Here is a 15,085-nt window from a genome sequence, read left to right as displayed (position 1 = left end):
GGGGCGCGGCTTGTTAAACCCGCTCCATGTTCCACGGCACCACCATCCTCTGTGTGCGACGCGACGGAAAGGTCGCCATCGCCAGCGACGGTCAGGTCTCGCTCGAAAAGACGGTGATGAAGAACACGGCGAAGAAGGTCCGCAAGCTGGGCGAGGGGCAGGTCCTCGCCGGGTTCGCGGGCAGCACCGCCGATGCCTTCACCCTGTTCGAGCGCTTCGAGGGCAAGCTCAAGGAGCACCAGAAGAACATGGCGCGCGCCTGCGTCGAGCTGGGCAAGGACTGGCGCACGGACCGCTTCCTGCGCCGGCTGGAGGCGCTGCTCGTCGTCGCGGACAAGGACAAGACGTTCATCCTGTCCGGCGCCGGGGACGTCATCGAGCCGGACCACGGCATCGCCGCGGTGGGCAGCGGAGGCCCCTACGCGTTCGCCGCCGCCCGGGCGCTGATGGCCCACACGCAGCTGACCGCTCGCGAGGTGGCGCAGCAGTCGCTCTCCATCGCGGGCGAAATCGACATCTACACCAACTCCAACATCTCCATCGAAGAGCTCTAGGAGCCTCCCCGTGGCCGAATCGCGCAAGACGTCCGCCTTCACGCCTCGTGAGGTGGTGGGCGAGCTGGACCGCTACATCGTCGGGCAGAACGCCGCCAAGCGCGCGGTGGCCATCGCCCTGCGCAACCGCTGGCGCCGCCAGCAGGTCTCCGACGACCTGCGCGACGAGATCCACCCGAAGAACATCATCATGATCGGCCCCACCGGCGTGGGGAAGACGGAGATCGCCCGCAGGCTCGCGAAGCTGGCGCAGGCGCCGTTCGTCAAGGTGGAGGCCTCCAAGTTCACGGAGGTGGGCTACGTGGGCCGCGACGTGGAGTCGATGATCCGCGACCTCGTCGAGGCCGCCATCGGCCTGGTGCGCGAGGAGGAGACGGAGAAGGTCCGCCCCCGCGCGGAGGAGCTCGCCGAGGACCGGCTGATGGAGCTGCTCCAGAACAACGGCGCGCCGCGCACGCCGTCCTCGCCGCCGCCGTTCGGCTTCGCGCCGCCGCCTGCGCAGCCCGCGCCCCAGCGCCTGGGCGACCACGAGCGCGAGAAGCTGCGCGCCCAGCTGCGCGCGGGCACGCTGGATGACCAGTTCGTGGAGGTGGAGACGAGCGACAGCGCGCCCACCTTCATGCGCGGCTTCTCCGGCCAGGGCATGGAGGAGATCGGCGTCAACCTGCAGGACCTCTTCAAGAACATGCCCGGCATGAGCAAGACGCGCAGGCGTCGGGTGCGCGTGCCGGAGGCGCTCCAGTTCCTGCGCCAGGAGGAGGCCCAGAAGCTGGTGGACCCGGACCGCGTCCAGCGCGAGGCGGTGGTGCGCGCCGAGTCGAGCGGCATCGTGTTCATCGACGAGATCGACAAGATCGCCAGCCGCGACGGCGGCGGCAAGGGCGGGGGAGGTCCGGACGTCTCGCGCGAGGGCGTGCAGCGCGACATCCTCCCCATCGTCGAGGGCTCCACCGTCAACACCAAGTACGGCATGGTGAAGACGGACCACATGCTCTTCATCGCCGCGGGCGCCTTCCACGTTTCCAAGCCCAGCGACCTCATCCCGGAGCTGCAGGGCCGCTTCCCCATCCGCGTGGAGCTGGAGCCGCTCTCCGGCGACGACCTCATCCGAATCCTGCGCGAGCCGAAGAACTCCCTCTTGCGCCAGTACACCGCGCTGCTCTCCACCGAGGGCGTGCGCCTGTCCTTCACCGACGACGCGGTGATGGAGCTGGCGCGCATCGCCCAGCAGGCGAACGAGCGCACGCAGAACATCGGCGCTCGCCGCCTGCACACCGTGCTCGAGCGGCTGCTCGACGAGGTCTCCTTCTCCGCCAGCGAGCTGGGCCCCCGGGACTTCCAGGTGGACGGCAATTATGTGCGCGAGCGGCTGGGCGCCATCGTCCAGGACGAGGACCTGTCGCGCTACATCCTCTAGCGCGCTATATGGCGCGCACACCGCAGTGCCCTCACCACAAGGAAGGTTGACTCCCTTGCCGCAACCCGTGCCCTCGGCCGCCCCCAGCTCCAACGACACCCTCATCCAGAAGGCCCGCCACCACCTGCTGCAGAACTACAAGCAGCAGCCCATCGTCCTGGCACGTGGGCAGGGTACGCGCGTGTGGGACGCGGATGGGCGGGAGTACCTGGACCTCATCGGGGGCGTGGCCACGTGCGCGCTCGGGCACTGTCACCCGGACGTGGTGGCGGCGGCGCACGCGCAGCTGGACACCCTGTGGCACGTCTCCAACGCGTTCTACTCGCAGCCGCAGATCGACCTGGCGGCGCAGCTGTGCGAGTGGAGCGGCCTGTCGCGCGCGTTCTTCTGCAACTCGGGCGCGGAGGCGAACGAGGCCCTGCTGAAGCTGGCCCGCAAGGTGATGAAGGACCGGGGCACGCCGGAGCGCTTCGAGGTCATCACCTTCGAGCGCAGCTTCCACGGCCGCACCCTGGCCACCGTCACGGCCACCGGACAGCCGAAGTACCACGCGGGCTTCGAGCCGCTGCCCGCGGGCTTCCACCACGTGCCCTACGGGGACCTGGACGCGGTGCGCGCCGCAGTGAAGCCCACCACGGCCGCCATCCTGGTGGAGCCCGTCCAGGGCGAGGGCGGGGTGCGTCAGGCTCCCGCGGGCTTCCTCAAGGGCCTGCGGGCGCTGTGCGACGAGAAGGGCCTGCTGTTGCTGGTGGATGAAATCCAGACGGGCATGGGGCGCACGGGCATCCCGTTCGGCTTCATGCGCGACGGCATCCTCCCGGACGCCATCAGCATGGCCAAGGCGCTGGGCAACGGCCTGCCCATCGGCGCCATGCTGTGCCGCGACGACGTGGGCGCGAGCATGGTGCCCGGCAGCCACGGGTCCACCTTCGGTGGCAACCTGGTGGCCGCCGCCGCCGCCAACGCGGTGCTGAAGGTCATCCGCCAGCCGGGCTTCCTCGACGAGGTGAACTCCAAGGGGGCGTACTTCCTGGAGAAGCTGCGGGGCATCCAGTCCCGGCTGCCCGCGGGCCGTGTGGTGGAGGTCCGGGGCCAGGGCCTGCTGGTGGGCCTGGAGATGGACCGCGACGCGCCCCAGGTGCTCGGCAAGCTGCGCGAGGCGGGGGTGCTCGGCAACGCCGCGGGGGAGCGGACCGTGCGCTTCGCCCCTCCGTTCACCATCAGCCGGGAGGAGCTGGACCAGAGCCTGGCCATCATCGAGCGGGTGCTGACCGCCCTCTGAGGGCGGCCTCCCCTCGGCCGGAGCCGCGGGTTGGGGGACACTGGGTGTTTGACGCCCCGCGTCCCCCAAACCTAGGCTGTTCCATTCGGCAACCCTTCAGCGGACCGTCCTGTGAGCGCGTCAAACACGATTGTCGGCCTGGGGGCCCGGACGGACCACATCGCCACCGTGCCCAACCTGGACCTCGCTCGCCTCCAGCTCTCGCCGGAGGAGGCGGGCGTGTTGTCGCTCGTCGGCAGGGTGGAGCGCATCGACCAGGTGCTGTCACGTTCCACCCTGGGTGAGGCGCGCACCATCGCCGTGCTGCTGGCGCTGCGCGCCAAGGGCGCCATCGTCCCGGCGCGCGTGGTGCAACGAAACCAGCCGGCGCCCGCCGTGGACGCGGCGATGGCCGAGGAGGTGGACCTCGAGCCGGAGCGCAAGAAGGAGATCATCGACCTGGAGCGCGCGCTGGACGGCCTGGACTACTTCGCCGTCCTCGGCCTGCGTCCGGGCGCTCCCGCCACCGAGGTGAAGCAGGCGTATTACAACGCGTCGCGCCGCTTCCACCCGGACCGCTACTTCGGCAAGAACCTGGGCAGCTTCCGCGCGCGGATGGAGCGCATCTTCCGCAAGCTCACCGACGCCCACAACGTCCTCAGCCAGCAGGACAAGCGCGACGCGTACCTCAAGGCGAACCCGGCGCTCGCACAGGCCTCCGCCGCCGCCTCGGCTTCCTCGACACCGCCGCCCGTGGCCTCCTCGCCGGCTCCAGCCGCGGCCTCGTATCCGGCCACGGAGCTGACGCCCATTGGCCTCACGCCTCCGCCCGCGCCCTCGCCCCTGCGCATGGCCCGGCCCGCGCCGCCGCCGCCGCGCGCGCCCGCACCGCCACCGGTGAACGACGCGGAGTCGGAGGCCCGGCGCGCCGAGCGACAGGCCCGGCTCGCCCGTCACCCGTACATGGCCAAGAACGTGCGCCTGACGGAGCTGGTGGCCCGGGGCAAGGCGGCCGTGGCCCGAGGGGACTGGGAGCGCGCGTACCAGGACTTCCACCAGGTCCAGACGATGGACCCGAAGAACCGCGAGGTGGCGACGCTGCTGGTGGAGGCGCGCCGCCGTCACGACGAGCAGCGGGCTTCCGTCGAGGTGACGCGGGGGCGGGAGCTGGAGCAGCACGGGGACGACGTCGGGGCGCTCGCGGCGTACCGGCTCGCCTTCTCGCTGGACAACCAGAGCGCCGAGGCGGCCTTCCGCTCGGCGAAGCTGGGGCTTCAGCAGGGCCAGGATGTCGGAGAGGTGCGCGTCCTGGCGCAGCGCGCCGTGGACCTCTTGCCGGGGCGTGTGGAGCACCAGGTGTTGTTGGGGCGGGTGCTGATGGAGTCAGGGGCCAAGAAGCAGGCCAAGCGGGTCTTCGAGGACGCGGCGAAGCTGGACCCCGACAACGCCGAGGCCAAGGCGGCGCTCAAGAAGCTGCGCTGGACGTTCTAGTAGGATGAGCACGCTCACCCATGGCTGAGTCCGAACCTCTCATTGGCATCGACCTGGGCACGACGAACAGCATCGTCGCGACCGTCCAGGACGGGCAGCCCATCGTCATCAAGAACCGCACCGGCATGGCGCTGACGCCGTCGGTGGTGGCGGTGTCGAAGAACGGCAAGCGCCTGGTGGGCGGCATCGCCAAGCGCCAGGCCATCACCAACCCGCAGGAGACGGTGTACGCCGCCAAGCGGCTCATCGGCCGGAAGTTCTCCTCGCACGAGGTGCAGGACGCGCTGCGCTCGCTGCCCTACGAGGTGGTCGTCGGCCAGCACGACGATTTGCGCATCCGGATGGGGGGCAAGGACCTGTCCGTCCCGGAGATCAGCGCGATGATCCTCCAGGAGCTGAAGGCGGACGCGGAGGCGCACTTCGGCAGGCCGGTGACGAAGGCCGTGGTCACGGTGCCGGCGTACTTCAACGACGCCCAGCGCCAGGCGACGAAGGACGCGGGCCGCATCGCCGGGCTGGACGTGCTGCGCATCATCAACGAGCCCACGGCGGCGGCGCTGGCGTACGGCTTCAGCCGCACGGTGAACGGCCGCGTGGCGGTGTTGGACCTGGGCGGCGGCACGTTCGACGTGTCGGTGCTGGAGATCAACCAGGGCGTCTTCGACGTGGTGGGGACGGGCGGCGACACGTACCTGGGCGGCGAGGACTGGGACAACCGCATCATCGAGTGGCTCGTCTTCGGCTTCGCGAAGGAGCACGGCATCGACCTGCGCAAGGACCGCATGGCGTTGCAGCGGCTCAAGGACGCGGCGGAGAAGGCGAAGGTCGAGCTGTCCAGCGTGCGCGAGGCGCAGATCAACCTGCCGTTCATCAGCACGCCCCCGGGTGGGAGCGCGGCGCTGCACCTGCAGGCGGCGCTGTCGCGAGAGAAGCTGGAGGACCTGACGGCGGACCTGGCCGAGCGCGTGGTGGGCATCACCACGGAGGTGCTGGGCGAGGCGGGGGTGCGCGCGTCGGAGCTGAAGGAGGTCATCCTGGTCGGCGGCATGTCGCGCATGCCGAAGGTGGTGGAGGCGGTGCGCGGCTACTTCCGCCGCGAGCCGTGCAAGGGCGTGCACCCCGAGGAGGTCGTGGCCCTGGGCGCGGCGGTGCAGGCGCACGCGCTGGTGGCGCAGGAGAGCGAGCTGTTGCTCCTGGACGTCACGCCCCAGAGCCTGGGCGTGGCCATCGCCGGGGGCTTCGTGCGGCGCATCATCCCGAAAAACACCACGGTGCCCACGTCCGCCACGGAGGTCTTCGCGACGTCGAAGGACTTCCAGCGGCTGGTGAAGATCATGGTGCTCCAGGGCGAGCACGAGCTGGCGCACCAGAACGAGCTGTTGGGCGAGTTCGTCCTCACCGGCCTGCGCGAGGCGCTCCGCGGGCAGGTGGAGATCGAGGTGACGTTCGACATCAACGCGGAGGGCATCGTGTCCGTCTCCGCGCGCGACAGGGAGACGGGGCTGCGCCAGTCCATCACCGTCACCGCGTCCAGCGGCCTCACCGAGGAGGAGCTCAAGCGCATCATGGACGAGCAGCGCGGCTACCTCATGGCCGCGCGCATCTCCGAGGAGCTGAAGGTCAAGCGCGTGGAGCTGGACACGCTCGCGCGCGACGTCATGGACGCGCTGACGCGGGCGAGGCTGTTGCCGGGCGGTGGTGGGCTGACGCCGGACGCGGTGCCTCGGGCCGAGCAGGTGCTGGAGCACGCGCGCCAGGTCCGCGCCAACGAGGACGTGGCCGCGCTGGGGCGGGCGTGTGAGCTGCTCGCCGGGTGTCTGGCGCAGCTGAAGGGCTCCTCTCGCGGCGGTGCGGGGCGATAGATGGGCAGCCAGCGCGCCAACCAGCTCGTCGAGGCCGGACTGTGGCTGCGCCTGAGCGGCGACGCCCAGGGCGCGCAGAAGCTCTTCGAGCGGGCGCTGGAGCTGGACCCGCAGAACGTCCGCGCGCGTGACTGTCTGGCCTCGCTGGAGGCCTCGCCGGGGAAGAGCTTTCCGTTCTCGCCGGGCCCGTTGGATGCGGGGACGCGCGGCACGCCGTTGGCCTCGCTGGAGGGCGACTGGGGCGCGTGGGCGGAAGGGGAGGGCGGGCCGCTGGACGAGGAGGACGAGGAGCGCTCTCCCAGCGTGCTGATTCCCGACGTCGACGAGCCCACTCCGGGGAGCGACGTGCTGGAGTTGCTCGCGCGCGACGAGTCCACGACGCAGGAGTACGGCATCCCCGAAGGCGAGACGGACGAGTACGGCGTCCCCGCCACGGAGAGCGAGCTGGAGCGGCTGCTGCGCGGGGCGGCGGACCTGCTGGAGCTGGATGACCACTCGGGCGCGGTGGATCTGCTGTTCAAGGCGCAGGAGCTGGCGCCCGGAGACCCTCGCGTCGAGGCGCTGCGGGCGCGCAGCGAGCGGATGCTGATGGCGATGCTGGAGTCGAAGCTCGGAGACCTGGGGCGGGTGCCTCGCGTCCGGCTCCAGGCCGACGACATCATCTGGCTCAGCCTGGACCACCGCGCGGGCTTCGTGCTCGCGCAGATCGACGGCGCCGTGACGTTCGAGGACCTGTTCTCGCTGTCGGGGATGACGCGGCTGGATACCGCCCGCATCCTCGCGCAGCTCCTCGACGAAGGCGTCATCGCCGCCGCCTGAGTCCCGATTCGGCTGCTGCACCTCCATTCCGTCTGGCCTGATTGACAGTTGGCTGTCTGGATGACAGGTTCCTGTCTTGTCGCGCGGCTTTCCAGGACCGCGTTTGAAGAGGAGCACCTGCCATGCACGCGGATGCCAGCATCCCGGCGTTGCCCTGTGTGGAACTGGAGTCGACGCTCGCGTTCTACGGCTTGCTGGGCTTCGACGTGACGTACCAGCAGCGCACGCCGAATCCCTACGCGGCGACCCGACGAGGGGGCGCTCATCTCCACTTCTTCGGCTTGAAGGGCCTGGACCCGGCGACGGCCTTCAGCACCTGTCTCATCATCGTGGACGAGGTCGAACGTCTGCACGAGCACTTCGCGAGCGCCTTGCGCGAGCAGTACGGAAAGCTGCCCCTGCGTGGCGTCCCCCGAATCACCCGGATGCGGACGGGGCAGTCGCGCTTCACCATCGTCGACCCCTCTGGGAACTCGGTCATCTTCATCCGTCGTGACGAGCCCTCGGGCCACGGGGATGACGGGCAGGAGCCCCAGTCCGCCCTGGCCAAGGCGCTGAAGACCGCGCGCCGCTTGCGCGACTTCAAGAACGACGATGCCTCCGCGGCCAAGGTCCTCGATGTCGCGCTGAAGAAGCCCGACGGGGGGACGGTGGTGGAGCGGGCACGCGCATGCCTGGCGCGCGCTGAGTTGGCCGTGGTGCTGGACGACGCGCCGAGGGCGAAGTCCCTGCTGCGAGAGCTGGACTCCCTGACCTTGTCGAAGCTGGAGCGGGGCTCCCTGCAGGACGAGCGTGAGTCCCTGGAGCGCCTCCTCCGAGTCTGAGCCGTCAGCCCATGGTCCGCGGCGGGCGCCTCGTTACCGTGAGAGGTGCTCGAGGATCTGCTTCGCGCGTGTCCTCGGACTCCCCTCGACTTCGAGCACCGCCACGCCGAGCCCATGCGGGTTGTCGAGGAGCAGCTCCTTCAACGTCTCATCCACGGCTTGCCGCAGCTCCGCGTCCTCCGAGGCGGAGAGCGCGATCCGATCCGGCGACTCGATGCCGACGAACACCACCAGGTCGAGCTTGCGCAGGGCCTCGCGCACCCGCGGCAGCCACGCGTCCAGGTCGAACGCGTCACCGTCCTCGTGGGCCCGGAGGTAGCCGAGGAAGTCCACGGGGCACCGGTCGAACAACACGTCGCGCCCGTCCTCCTCCGCCAGGTTCTCGAGGGAGCGAACCAGCTGCGCCTCGAAGTCCTCCAGGGACGGGGGCTGCGCGAACTCGTGCCCCTCTTCCTCCAGCTGGTGGTACGGCTCATCCACCGTCACGTAGGAAGAGGGCAGCAGCTCCGCCAGCTCCTCGAGGAGCGTCGACTTGCCCGCGCGATGGGTACCGCAGAAGGCGATCCTCATGGCGCGAGCGGGGGACTACGAACCGCGGATGACGGCGGTCCAGGTGCCCTTCACCACCACGTCGCCGCGCTGGTTGCGCGACTCGCTGGTGACGACGACGAACTCCATGCCCGCCTTCTCATAGATGTTCGCGATGCGGCCCGTGGTGGTCATCACATCGCCCGGCCGCATGACGTCCAGGAACTCCAGCTCCTGCTCGCCATGCACCAGCATCAGCAGATTCACGCCCAGCTCCGGGTCCGCCACCGCCGAGCCGAAGGGCCGGATGGCGAAGACGACGGCGAAGCTGGGGAACGCAATCAAATCCCCATACGGCCCCGCCTTCGCGGCCTGCTCGTCGTGGAGGAGGGGACTGACGTGCGCGGGAGCCTCGCCCGGCGTGCCCGCGGCCGGGTGCGCGCCGCCGAGCGCCAGCGCGAACTCGCGCAGCTTCTCCGCGCCAATCGTGTACGTGTACGGGCCGTATTCCCGGCCGATGAAGCGCTTGTCGATGGCCATGGTGGTCTATCCCAGGGAGGCTTCGACGACGGCGCCCTTGAGGACGGCCTCGCCGCGCTGATTGGTGGCGGTGACTTCGGTGACCACCCGGTCGCCCTCGATGGACGTCACCTTGCCCTCGAACGTCACGGTGTCCTCGGGGCGCACGGGGCGTGAGAAGCGCACCTTCACCCTGCGGATGCGGCCCGGGTCTCCCACGAAGACCGCCACGGCCTCCACCGCCCAGCCCAGGGTGCACAACCCCTGGAGGATGACGCCCCCCAGGCCGGCCACCTTGCCGACCTCCGGGTCGATGTGGATGGGATTGAAGTCCCCGGATGCGCCCGCGTAGTAGATCGGCCGGTACAGGTCGCACTCGCGGACATGCGTGAAGGTGTCGCCTACCTGGAACGTGCGTGCCATGAGGCCATCCTGTCTAGCACGGCCGGCCCCACGCCCAGCCCACGAACTCACCCCGTCGCGGTGCCCTGGTCCAGCGGGTCCTCCACCTCGGAGCCCTCGCGGCGCTTGCGGTACTGCTCCCGCACGTACGCCACCAGCTGGTCCAGATACGACGACAGGGGAGGGCAGCGCACCCCCGAGCCATCGAGCAGCTCCAGCGTGTTGTGGCAGTTGTAGATGGCCAGGTGGTTCACGTAGCTGATGGCCGCGCGCTGCGGACGCGCCAGCTTCTCCAGCACCGGCAGCCGCAGCATCACGTCGGCGGCGCGCGCGGACAGGTTGAAGCGCGGCAGCTTCTTGTTCGCCTTCTCCGCGATGAGCTCGTACACGCGCCGCGCGCTCATGGGGTTCGGGTCCACCAGGTGGAAGGTGCGCCCCGCCGCGCGAGGGTCCTTCGACAGCCGCCACACCGCCTCCACCACGAAGTCCACCGGCACCACGTTCAGCGGCGCCACGCCGTTGCCCGGCAGGGGCAGCGGCACGACGAGCGGCGACGTCACCAGCAGGATGCCCAGGTAGTAGGGCCCCTCGAACTTGTCGATCTCCCCCGTGCGCGAGTCGCCCACCACGCTGGAGGGCCGGTACACCGTCACGGGCAGCGTCGCCCCCGCGCGCGTCACCAGCCGCTCGGCCTGGAACTTGGTCTCCTCGTACGGGTTCCTGAAGCCCTGGCCCCGGTCCAGCTCGTCCTCGGCGATGACGCCCAGCCGGTCTCCGGACACGTAGCAGGTGGAGAAGTGGTTGAAGCGCGCCAGGTGCTCGCAGTCGCGCGCCAGCTCCAGCATGTTGCGCGTGCCGTCCACGTTGACGCGCCATGCGGTGTCCTTGGGCACGCCCAGCTGCGCGACGGCGGCCAGGTGGAAGATGTCCGTCACCCGCTCGCACAGGCGCTGGTACTCCTCGCCCGACAGGCCCAGGTGCATGTCCACCACGTCGCCGGTGAGCAGCTCCACGGTGGCGCCCTTCAGCTTGGAGGCGTGCTTCTGGGCCTCCTTCAGCGCCTTGGGCTGGACCAGCGCGTACACGTGGCCCTTCGGGTCCTCCCGGGCGATGTGCTCCACCAGCCGCTTGCCGATGAACCCGGGGTAGCCGGTGATGAAGTACGTCCCGCCGCCGGCCTTCTTGCGCGTCTCGCTCATTGCGCGCGCAGCATACTCGCCCGTCAGCCGCGCGCGAGCATGGCGCGCCAGACCGACTCCACTTGCTCCCGGGTGGACGTCAGATCCCCGCTGTTGTCGATGACCCACGTGGCCACCGCCCGCTTGTCGTCCAGGGGGAGCTGGGAGGCCAGCCGCGCCTCCGCCGCCGCCGCGTCCAGCCCGTCGCGCGCCATCAGCCGCGCCTTCTGCACGTCCCGGGGCACCCACACCACCGCCGTGCCCTCCATCCAGGCGTGCATCCCGGACTCCACGAGCAGCGGGACGTCGTAGACCACCCGGGTGACGCCTCGGGCCTCCAGGGCCAGGACCTTCTCGAGGAAGGCCTCGCGCACCAGGGGGTGGGTGATGGCGTTGAGGGCGGCGCGCTCCTCGTCGTTCCCGAAGACGCGCGCGCCCAGCTTCGCCCGGTCCAGCCGGCCATCCGGGCCCACCACGCCGGGGAAGCGCTCGGCGATGGCGGCCAGCCCCGGGGTGCCCGGCTCCACCACCTCGCGGGCGAGCACGTCCGCGTCGAGCACCTCCGCGCCCAGCTCCCGCAGCATCCGGGTGACGGTGCTCTTGCCGGAGGAGATGCCGCCCGTCAGCCCGAAGACGTGCACGGGCGCGGACCTACTTCGCGGCCTTCTGCGTGGTGAACGTGAGCGACTGCACCGTCTTGCCGTCCTCGTTGAAGAAGATGGCCAGCCCCAGCTTGGGGTAGAGGAAGTAGGTGCGGAAGTCGTCCGTCAGCTTGCGCTGGTAGCAGGGCGCCGAGGGCACCGGACCCGAGGGGCACGCGGGGCCGTAGCTCGTCTCGATGGTCTCCTTGTCGATGATGGGCCCGGGGAACACGTCGATGCGCTCGATGACCCCGCCGGCATCCACCTTGAACTGTGCCTGGCTGGTGCCCTTGATGGCCTCCTTGCCCAGGTAGGCGATGGTCTCCTTGCCGTCCTGGCTCACGGTGCGCGAGGGCTCACCGAACTTCTTGACCACCTCGTCCTTCTTCGTGACGCCGGGCTCCACGCCCTGCCAGGGCTTGGCGACAGCGGGAAGGGAGACGGCCACCACGGCGAGCGCAATCAAGGTCCTCATCACGACATCCTCCCTAATGGAAAGGGCGGGCGGGGCTCAAGCGCTGCCCTCTCTTTTCAACGGACGATTCCCGCTGGCATTCAACCACGAGACGCCTTGCCCCGTCCGGGGGGGAGTGTTACTTCGCGAGGTCATGCGCGCTCCTGGCATCCGGCTCCTGCCCGTCCTCCTGCTGGCCCTCTGCGGCGTGGCGGGGGCGGCTGATTTCGTCGGCGCTGACAGCTGCAAGGGCTGCCACCCGGAGGCCTACGAGGCGTGGATGCAGTCCAAGCACGCCCGGGCCGTGAGCTCCCTGTCCGAGCAGCAGCAGAAGGACGGCCGCTGCCTGTCGTGCCACTCGCCGGATCAGGTGGCCCAGACGCAGGCGAGTGTGAGCTGTGAGACATGTCACGGCGGGGGGCAGTACTACTCGCCGGAGTACGTGATGAAGGACCCGGAGCTGGCGCGGCTGGTGGGGCTGGTGGACCCATCCGAGAAGCAGTGCCGCTCCTGCCATGACGCCTCCTCGCCCTCCCTGCGGCCGTTCGACTTCAAGGAGTCGCTGAAGGCCATCGACCATTGGTCCGCCGAGCGCGCCCGCAGGGCCGCCCGGACCGAGGCGACCCCGGCGACGCCTCCTCCCGCCACCGCGAAGAAATAGCCGCAACGTGATCAAGATTCTCGACGCCCGCTTCGTCATCACCGCCGTGGAGCCCAAGGGCTATCCGCAGGGGCACACCGCGGAGGTGGCCTTCGTGGGCCGCTCCAACGTGGGCAAGTCCTCCATGATCAACACGCTCACCCACCGCAAGAAGCTGGTGCGCGTGTCGAACACCCCCGGACGCACGCGCACGCTCAACTTCTTCGACGTGGACCTGGAGCGCGGCACCGCCCGCTACCAGGTGCGCCTGTGCGATCTGCCCGGCTACGGCTTCGCCCGCGCCAGCAAGACGGACAAGGCCCAGTGGGAGAAGATGATCACCACCTACCTGGAGAAGCGGCACCGCCTGGAGGTCGTGGTGAGCATCATCGACGCGGAGGTGGGTCCCACGCCGGACGACCTGGCCACGCTCGACTACCTCCAGGCCCACAAGCGCAAGGTGATGGTGGTCGCCACCAAGATCGACCGCCTCACCAAGGCGAAGACGCGCCCCCGGCTCCAGGAGCTGGCGAAGCTGATGGACCTGCCGCTGGAGGCGGTGCTGCCCTTCTCCTCCACGGAGCGGCGGGGCGTGGACGAGGTCTGGGGCGCGCTGCTGGACACCTTCGGCCGCGCCTCGAGGGTGCGCGCCGAAGCCGCCCAGGACCCGGACTGACTCCATCGGGTAGTGGCCGCTTGGGCGGGGTTCCCCTCCCGGTGGGAGGGGCCCTGTGGTAGGCACGCCGCCGTGTCCGAGAACGGCAAGGGAAATGGCAGGGATTCGCAGCTCGCCTTGCGCGAGCTGCAGCAGCGGTTGATGGGGCTGTCGCCCCGGCGGCGGATGGAAGCGCTGCTGGAGGGCGCGGATGCGGGCGCGGTGGTGCGCGCGCTGCCTCCGGAGAGCCTCTACCTCACCATCCAGGAGGTGGGCCTGGCGGACGCGACGGAGCTGGTACAGCTCGCGTCCCCCGCGCAGTTCCGCGCCTTCGTGGACCTGGGCGCGTGGAAGCGCGACAAGGTGGACCCGCACGCCGCGCTCACGTGGCTGCGCGCCGCGCGCGGCGGCTTCGACGACACCGCCGAGTACCTGCGCAAGCTGCACGCGCTGGACCTGGAGGTGCTGGAGCTGGTGCTGCGCGAGTTCGTCGTGCTGCATGACCGGGAGGAGAACCCGGACGTCAACCCGCAGGGCGTGACGCTGGAGACGCCCGAGGGGCGCTACCTGGTGGAGATCACCGCCGAGGGCGTGGAGATGTCCGCCGTGCGCGCGCTCGTCAACGACCTCATCGCGGAGAACCCCTTCGAGGCCGTGCGCCTGCTGGAGGCCGTGCGCTGGGAGATTCCCGGTGAGCTGGAGGAGACGGCCTTCCAGTTCCGCAGGGGGCGCCTGGTGGACATGGGCTTCCCGTCGCTGGAGGACGCGGTGGCGCTCTTCAGTCGCGTGGACCTGGCCGCGCCGAAGAAGCCCCTCGTCACCAGCGCGCTGGCCGCTTCGCAGGGCCACGTGGACTACCTCGATGCGTCCTTCCGGGGCCTGACGGCGCTGGAGCGGCAGAACGCCGAGGACGAGCTCGCGGGCGTCGCCAACGCGGCGCTGGTCGCGGAGCTGGAGGACCCGGGCGACCTGGACGCCGTGCGCCGCGTGGGGGAGATGACGCGCGACTCCCTGTCGCTCGGCCTGGAGTACCTGACGGGCGCGGACCCCTCGCAGGCGACGGAGGTGCTGCGCGACGTGCCCCTCAGGCGCGTCTTCCAGACGGGCTTCACGCTGACGCTCCAGCTCAAGTACCGCGCGGACCGGCTGGCGAAGTCTCCCGGCGCCGTGGTGGACGGCGTGCTGCTGGTGCTGCCGGAGGAGGCCGCCGCGCTGGAGGCCCTGCGCCGCAAGCGCCCCCGTCGCGCGCTGAAGGTGGAGGGCGCGGAGCCCGTGCCCTTCCGCTCCCTGCGGGAGATTTCCGCCAGCGAGGCGGTGCTCACGCGCGCGGAGGCGCAGGTGGACGTGCTGCGCGGGGTGCTGGGCGGGACGCCCGAGGCGGCGCGCCAGGCCGTGGCCCGCTTCGGCGCGCCGCTCGAGTCGCTGGGGGTCCCGCGCCTGTTCGCCGCCGTGGTGGCCATGGCCATCCTGGACGGCCGGGCGGAAGCGCGCCCCGTGCCCCTGGGCCGTGGGGCGGAGCTGGGCGCCCGTCTCTTCGAGGGCACCCCGCAGGCGCCCCGGCTGCATGCGTCCGCGGCTGAACGCGCGCTGGCGGGGCTGGAGGGCGCGGTGCCCCAGACCGCCCGCGAGGAGCTGCGCCGCATGGTGGGCGTGACGCTCGCGAAGCTGCTGGAGGAGCTGGGCGCGGCGTGGCTCGAGGACACGACGTGGAGCCCCGTGGCCTCCGAAGTGCTCCCGATGGAGAGCGGCCCGGTCCCGTAGCTTTTTCAGCCTGGGAGGGTCTCCGTGCGCCGGAGGCCCTCCGGGCCCGTGGAGATCCAGGCGGTTGCGAGCCCGACTC

At 70.5% G+C, this 15,085-nt stretch carries 16 protein-coding genes; 10 read left to right on the top strand and 6 right to left on the bottom strand.

Translation table 11 applies throughout. The features are described from left to right. The first annotated feature begins 26 nt into the window (after window positions 1-26). From hslV to K8640_RS39225, 7 genes are all read left to right on the top strand, one after another. On the top strand, window positions 27-554 hold the full coding sequence (gene hslV / locus K8640_RS39255; RefSeq protein WP_223751764.1) for an ATP-dependent protease subunit HslV: 528 nt from the start codon (window positions 27-29) through the stop codon (window positions 552-554). A 10-nt stretch (window positions 555-564) separates the two neighbouring features. Then, window positions 565-1,971, top strand: coding sequence for an ATP-dependent protease ATPase subunit HslU (hslU, locus tag K8640_RS39250; protein WP_223751763.1), 1,407 nt, complete (start codon window positions 565-567; stop codon window positions 1,969-1,971). A 46-nt stretch (window positions 1,972-2,017) separates the two neighbouring features. Then, on the top strand, window positions 2,018-3,253 hold the full coding sequence (locus tag K8640_RS39245; protein ID WP_046713256.1) for an aspartate aminotransferase family protein: 1,236 nt from the start codon (window positions 2,018-2,020) through the stop codon (window positions 3,251-3,253). A gap of 111 nt (window positions 3,254-3,364) precedes the next feature. After that, window positions 3,365-4,723, top strand: coding sequence for a J domain-containing protein (locus K8640_RS39240; protein WP_223751762.1), 1,359 nt, complete (start codon window positions 3,365-3,367; stop codon window positions 4,721-4,723). Between the two features lie 20 nt (window positions 4,724-4,743). Continuing rightward, complete coding sequence (gene dnaK / locus K8640_RS39235; RefSeq protein ID WP_223751761.1) at window positions 4,744-6,585, top strand: molecular chaperone DnaK; 1,842 nt, start codon at window positions 4,744-4,746, stop codon at window positions 6,583-6,585. Continuing rightward, on the top strand, window positions 6,586-7,404 hold the full coding sequence (locus K8640_RS39230; RefSeq protein ID WP_223751760.1) for a M48 family metallopeptidase: 819 nt from the start codon (window positions 6,586-6,588) through the stop codon (window positions 7,402-7,404). A gap of 122 nt (window positions 7,405-7,526) precedes the next feature. After that, entirely contained in the window at window positions 7,527-8,228 is a 702-nt protein-coding gene (locus tag K8640_RS39225; protein ID WP_223751759.1) for a VOC family protein, read from the top strand. Window positions 8,229-8,261: 33 nt separating this feature from the next. Here K8640_RS39225 and K8640_RS39220 read toward each other — a convergent pair whose 3' ends face one another. From K8640_RS39220 to K8640_RS39195, 6 genes are read right to left on the bottom strand one after another with little or no spacing between them, the layout of a single operon-like run. Continuing rightward, window positions 8,262-8,798, bottom strand: a complete 537-nt coding sequence (locus tag K8640_RS39220; RefSeq protein ID WP_223751758.1) for an AAA family ATPase — start codon at window positions 8,796-8,798, stop codon at window positions 8,262-8,264. Between the two features lie 15 nt (window positions 8,799-8,813). Further along, complete coding sequence (locus K8640_RS39215; RefSeq protein WP_141332445.1) at window positions 8,814-9,296, bottom strand: MaoC family dehydratase N-terminal domain-containing protein; 483 nt, start codon at window positions 9,294-9,296, stop codon at window positions 8,814-8,816. Between the two features lie 6 nt (window positions 9,297-9,302). After that, complete coding sequence (locus tag K8640_RS39210) at window positions 9,303-9,698, bottom strand: MaoC/PaaZ C-terminal domain-containing protein (protein ID WP_223751757.1); 396 nt, start codon at window positions 9,696-9,698, stop codon at window positions 9,303-9,305. Between the two features lie 47 nt (window positions 9,699-9,745). Further along, on the bottom strand, window positions 9,746-10,876 hold the full coding sequence (locus K8640_RS39205) for an SDR family oxidoreductase (RefSeq protein ID WP_194869521.1): 1,131 nt from the start codon (window positions 10,874-10,876) through the stop codon (window positions 9,746-9,748). A 23-nt stretch (window positions 10,877-10,899) separates the two neighbouring features. Beyond that, window positions 10,900-11,496: a dephospho-CoA kinase gene (gene coaE / locus K8640_RS39200; protein ID WP_223751756.1), complete on the bottom strand. Its 597-nt coding sequence runs from the start codon at window positions 11,494-11,496 to the stop codon at window positions 10,900-10,902. Window positions 11,497-11,506: 10 nt separating this feature from the next. Next, window positions 11,507-11,971 (bottom strand): hypothetical protein, encoded by a 465-nt coding sequence (locus tag K8640_RS39195; protein ID WP_223751755.1) that lies wholly within the window; start codon window positions 11,969-11,971, stop codon window positions 11,507-11,509. A gap of 133 nt (window positions 11,972-12,104) precedes the next feature. Between K8640_RS39195 and K8640_RS39190 the strand changes: the two genes are divergently transcribed. The 3 genes from K8640_RS39190 (at window position 12,105) to K8640_RS39180 (ending at window position 15,006) form a co-directional block, all read left to right on the top strand. Continuing rightward, a complete protein-coding gene (locus tag K8640_RS39190; RefSeq protein ID WP_141332449.1) occupies window positions 12,105-12,611 on the top strand; it encodes a cytochrome c3 family protein in 507 nt (168 codons plus the stop codon). Window positions 12,612-12,618: 7 nt separating this feature from the next. Then, window positions 12,619-13,266: a ribosome biogenesis GTP-binding protein YihA/YsxC gene (yihA, locus tag K8640_RS39185; RefSeq protein WP_141332450.1), complete on the top strand. Its 648-nt coding sequence runs from the start codon at window positions 12,619-12,621 to the stop codon at window positions 13,264-13,266. 72 nt (window positions 13,267-13,338) lie between these two features. Beyond that, complete coding sequence (locus K8640_RS39180) at window positions 13,339-15,006, top strand: DUF6178 family protein (RefSeq protein ID WP_223751754.1); 1,668 nt, start codon at window positions 13,339-13,341, stop codon at window positions 15,004-15,006. Window positions 15,007-15,085: the final 79 nt, after the last annotated feature.

Source organism: Myxococcus sp. XM-1-1-1 (assembly GCF_020037095.1).
GTDB lineage: Bacteria > Myxococcota > Myxococcia > Myxococcales > Myxococcaceae > Myxococcus > Myxococcus fulvus.
The sequence above is the reverse complement of the archived record's forward strand: the minus strand, read 5'-3'. Positions and strand labels throughout refer to the sequence as shown.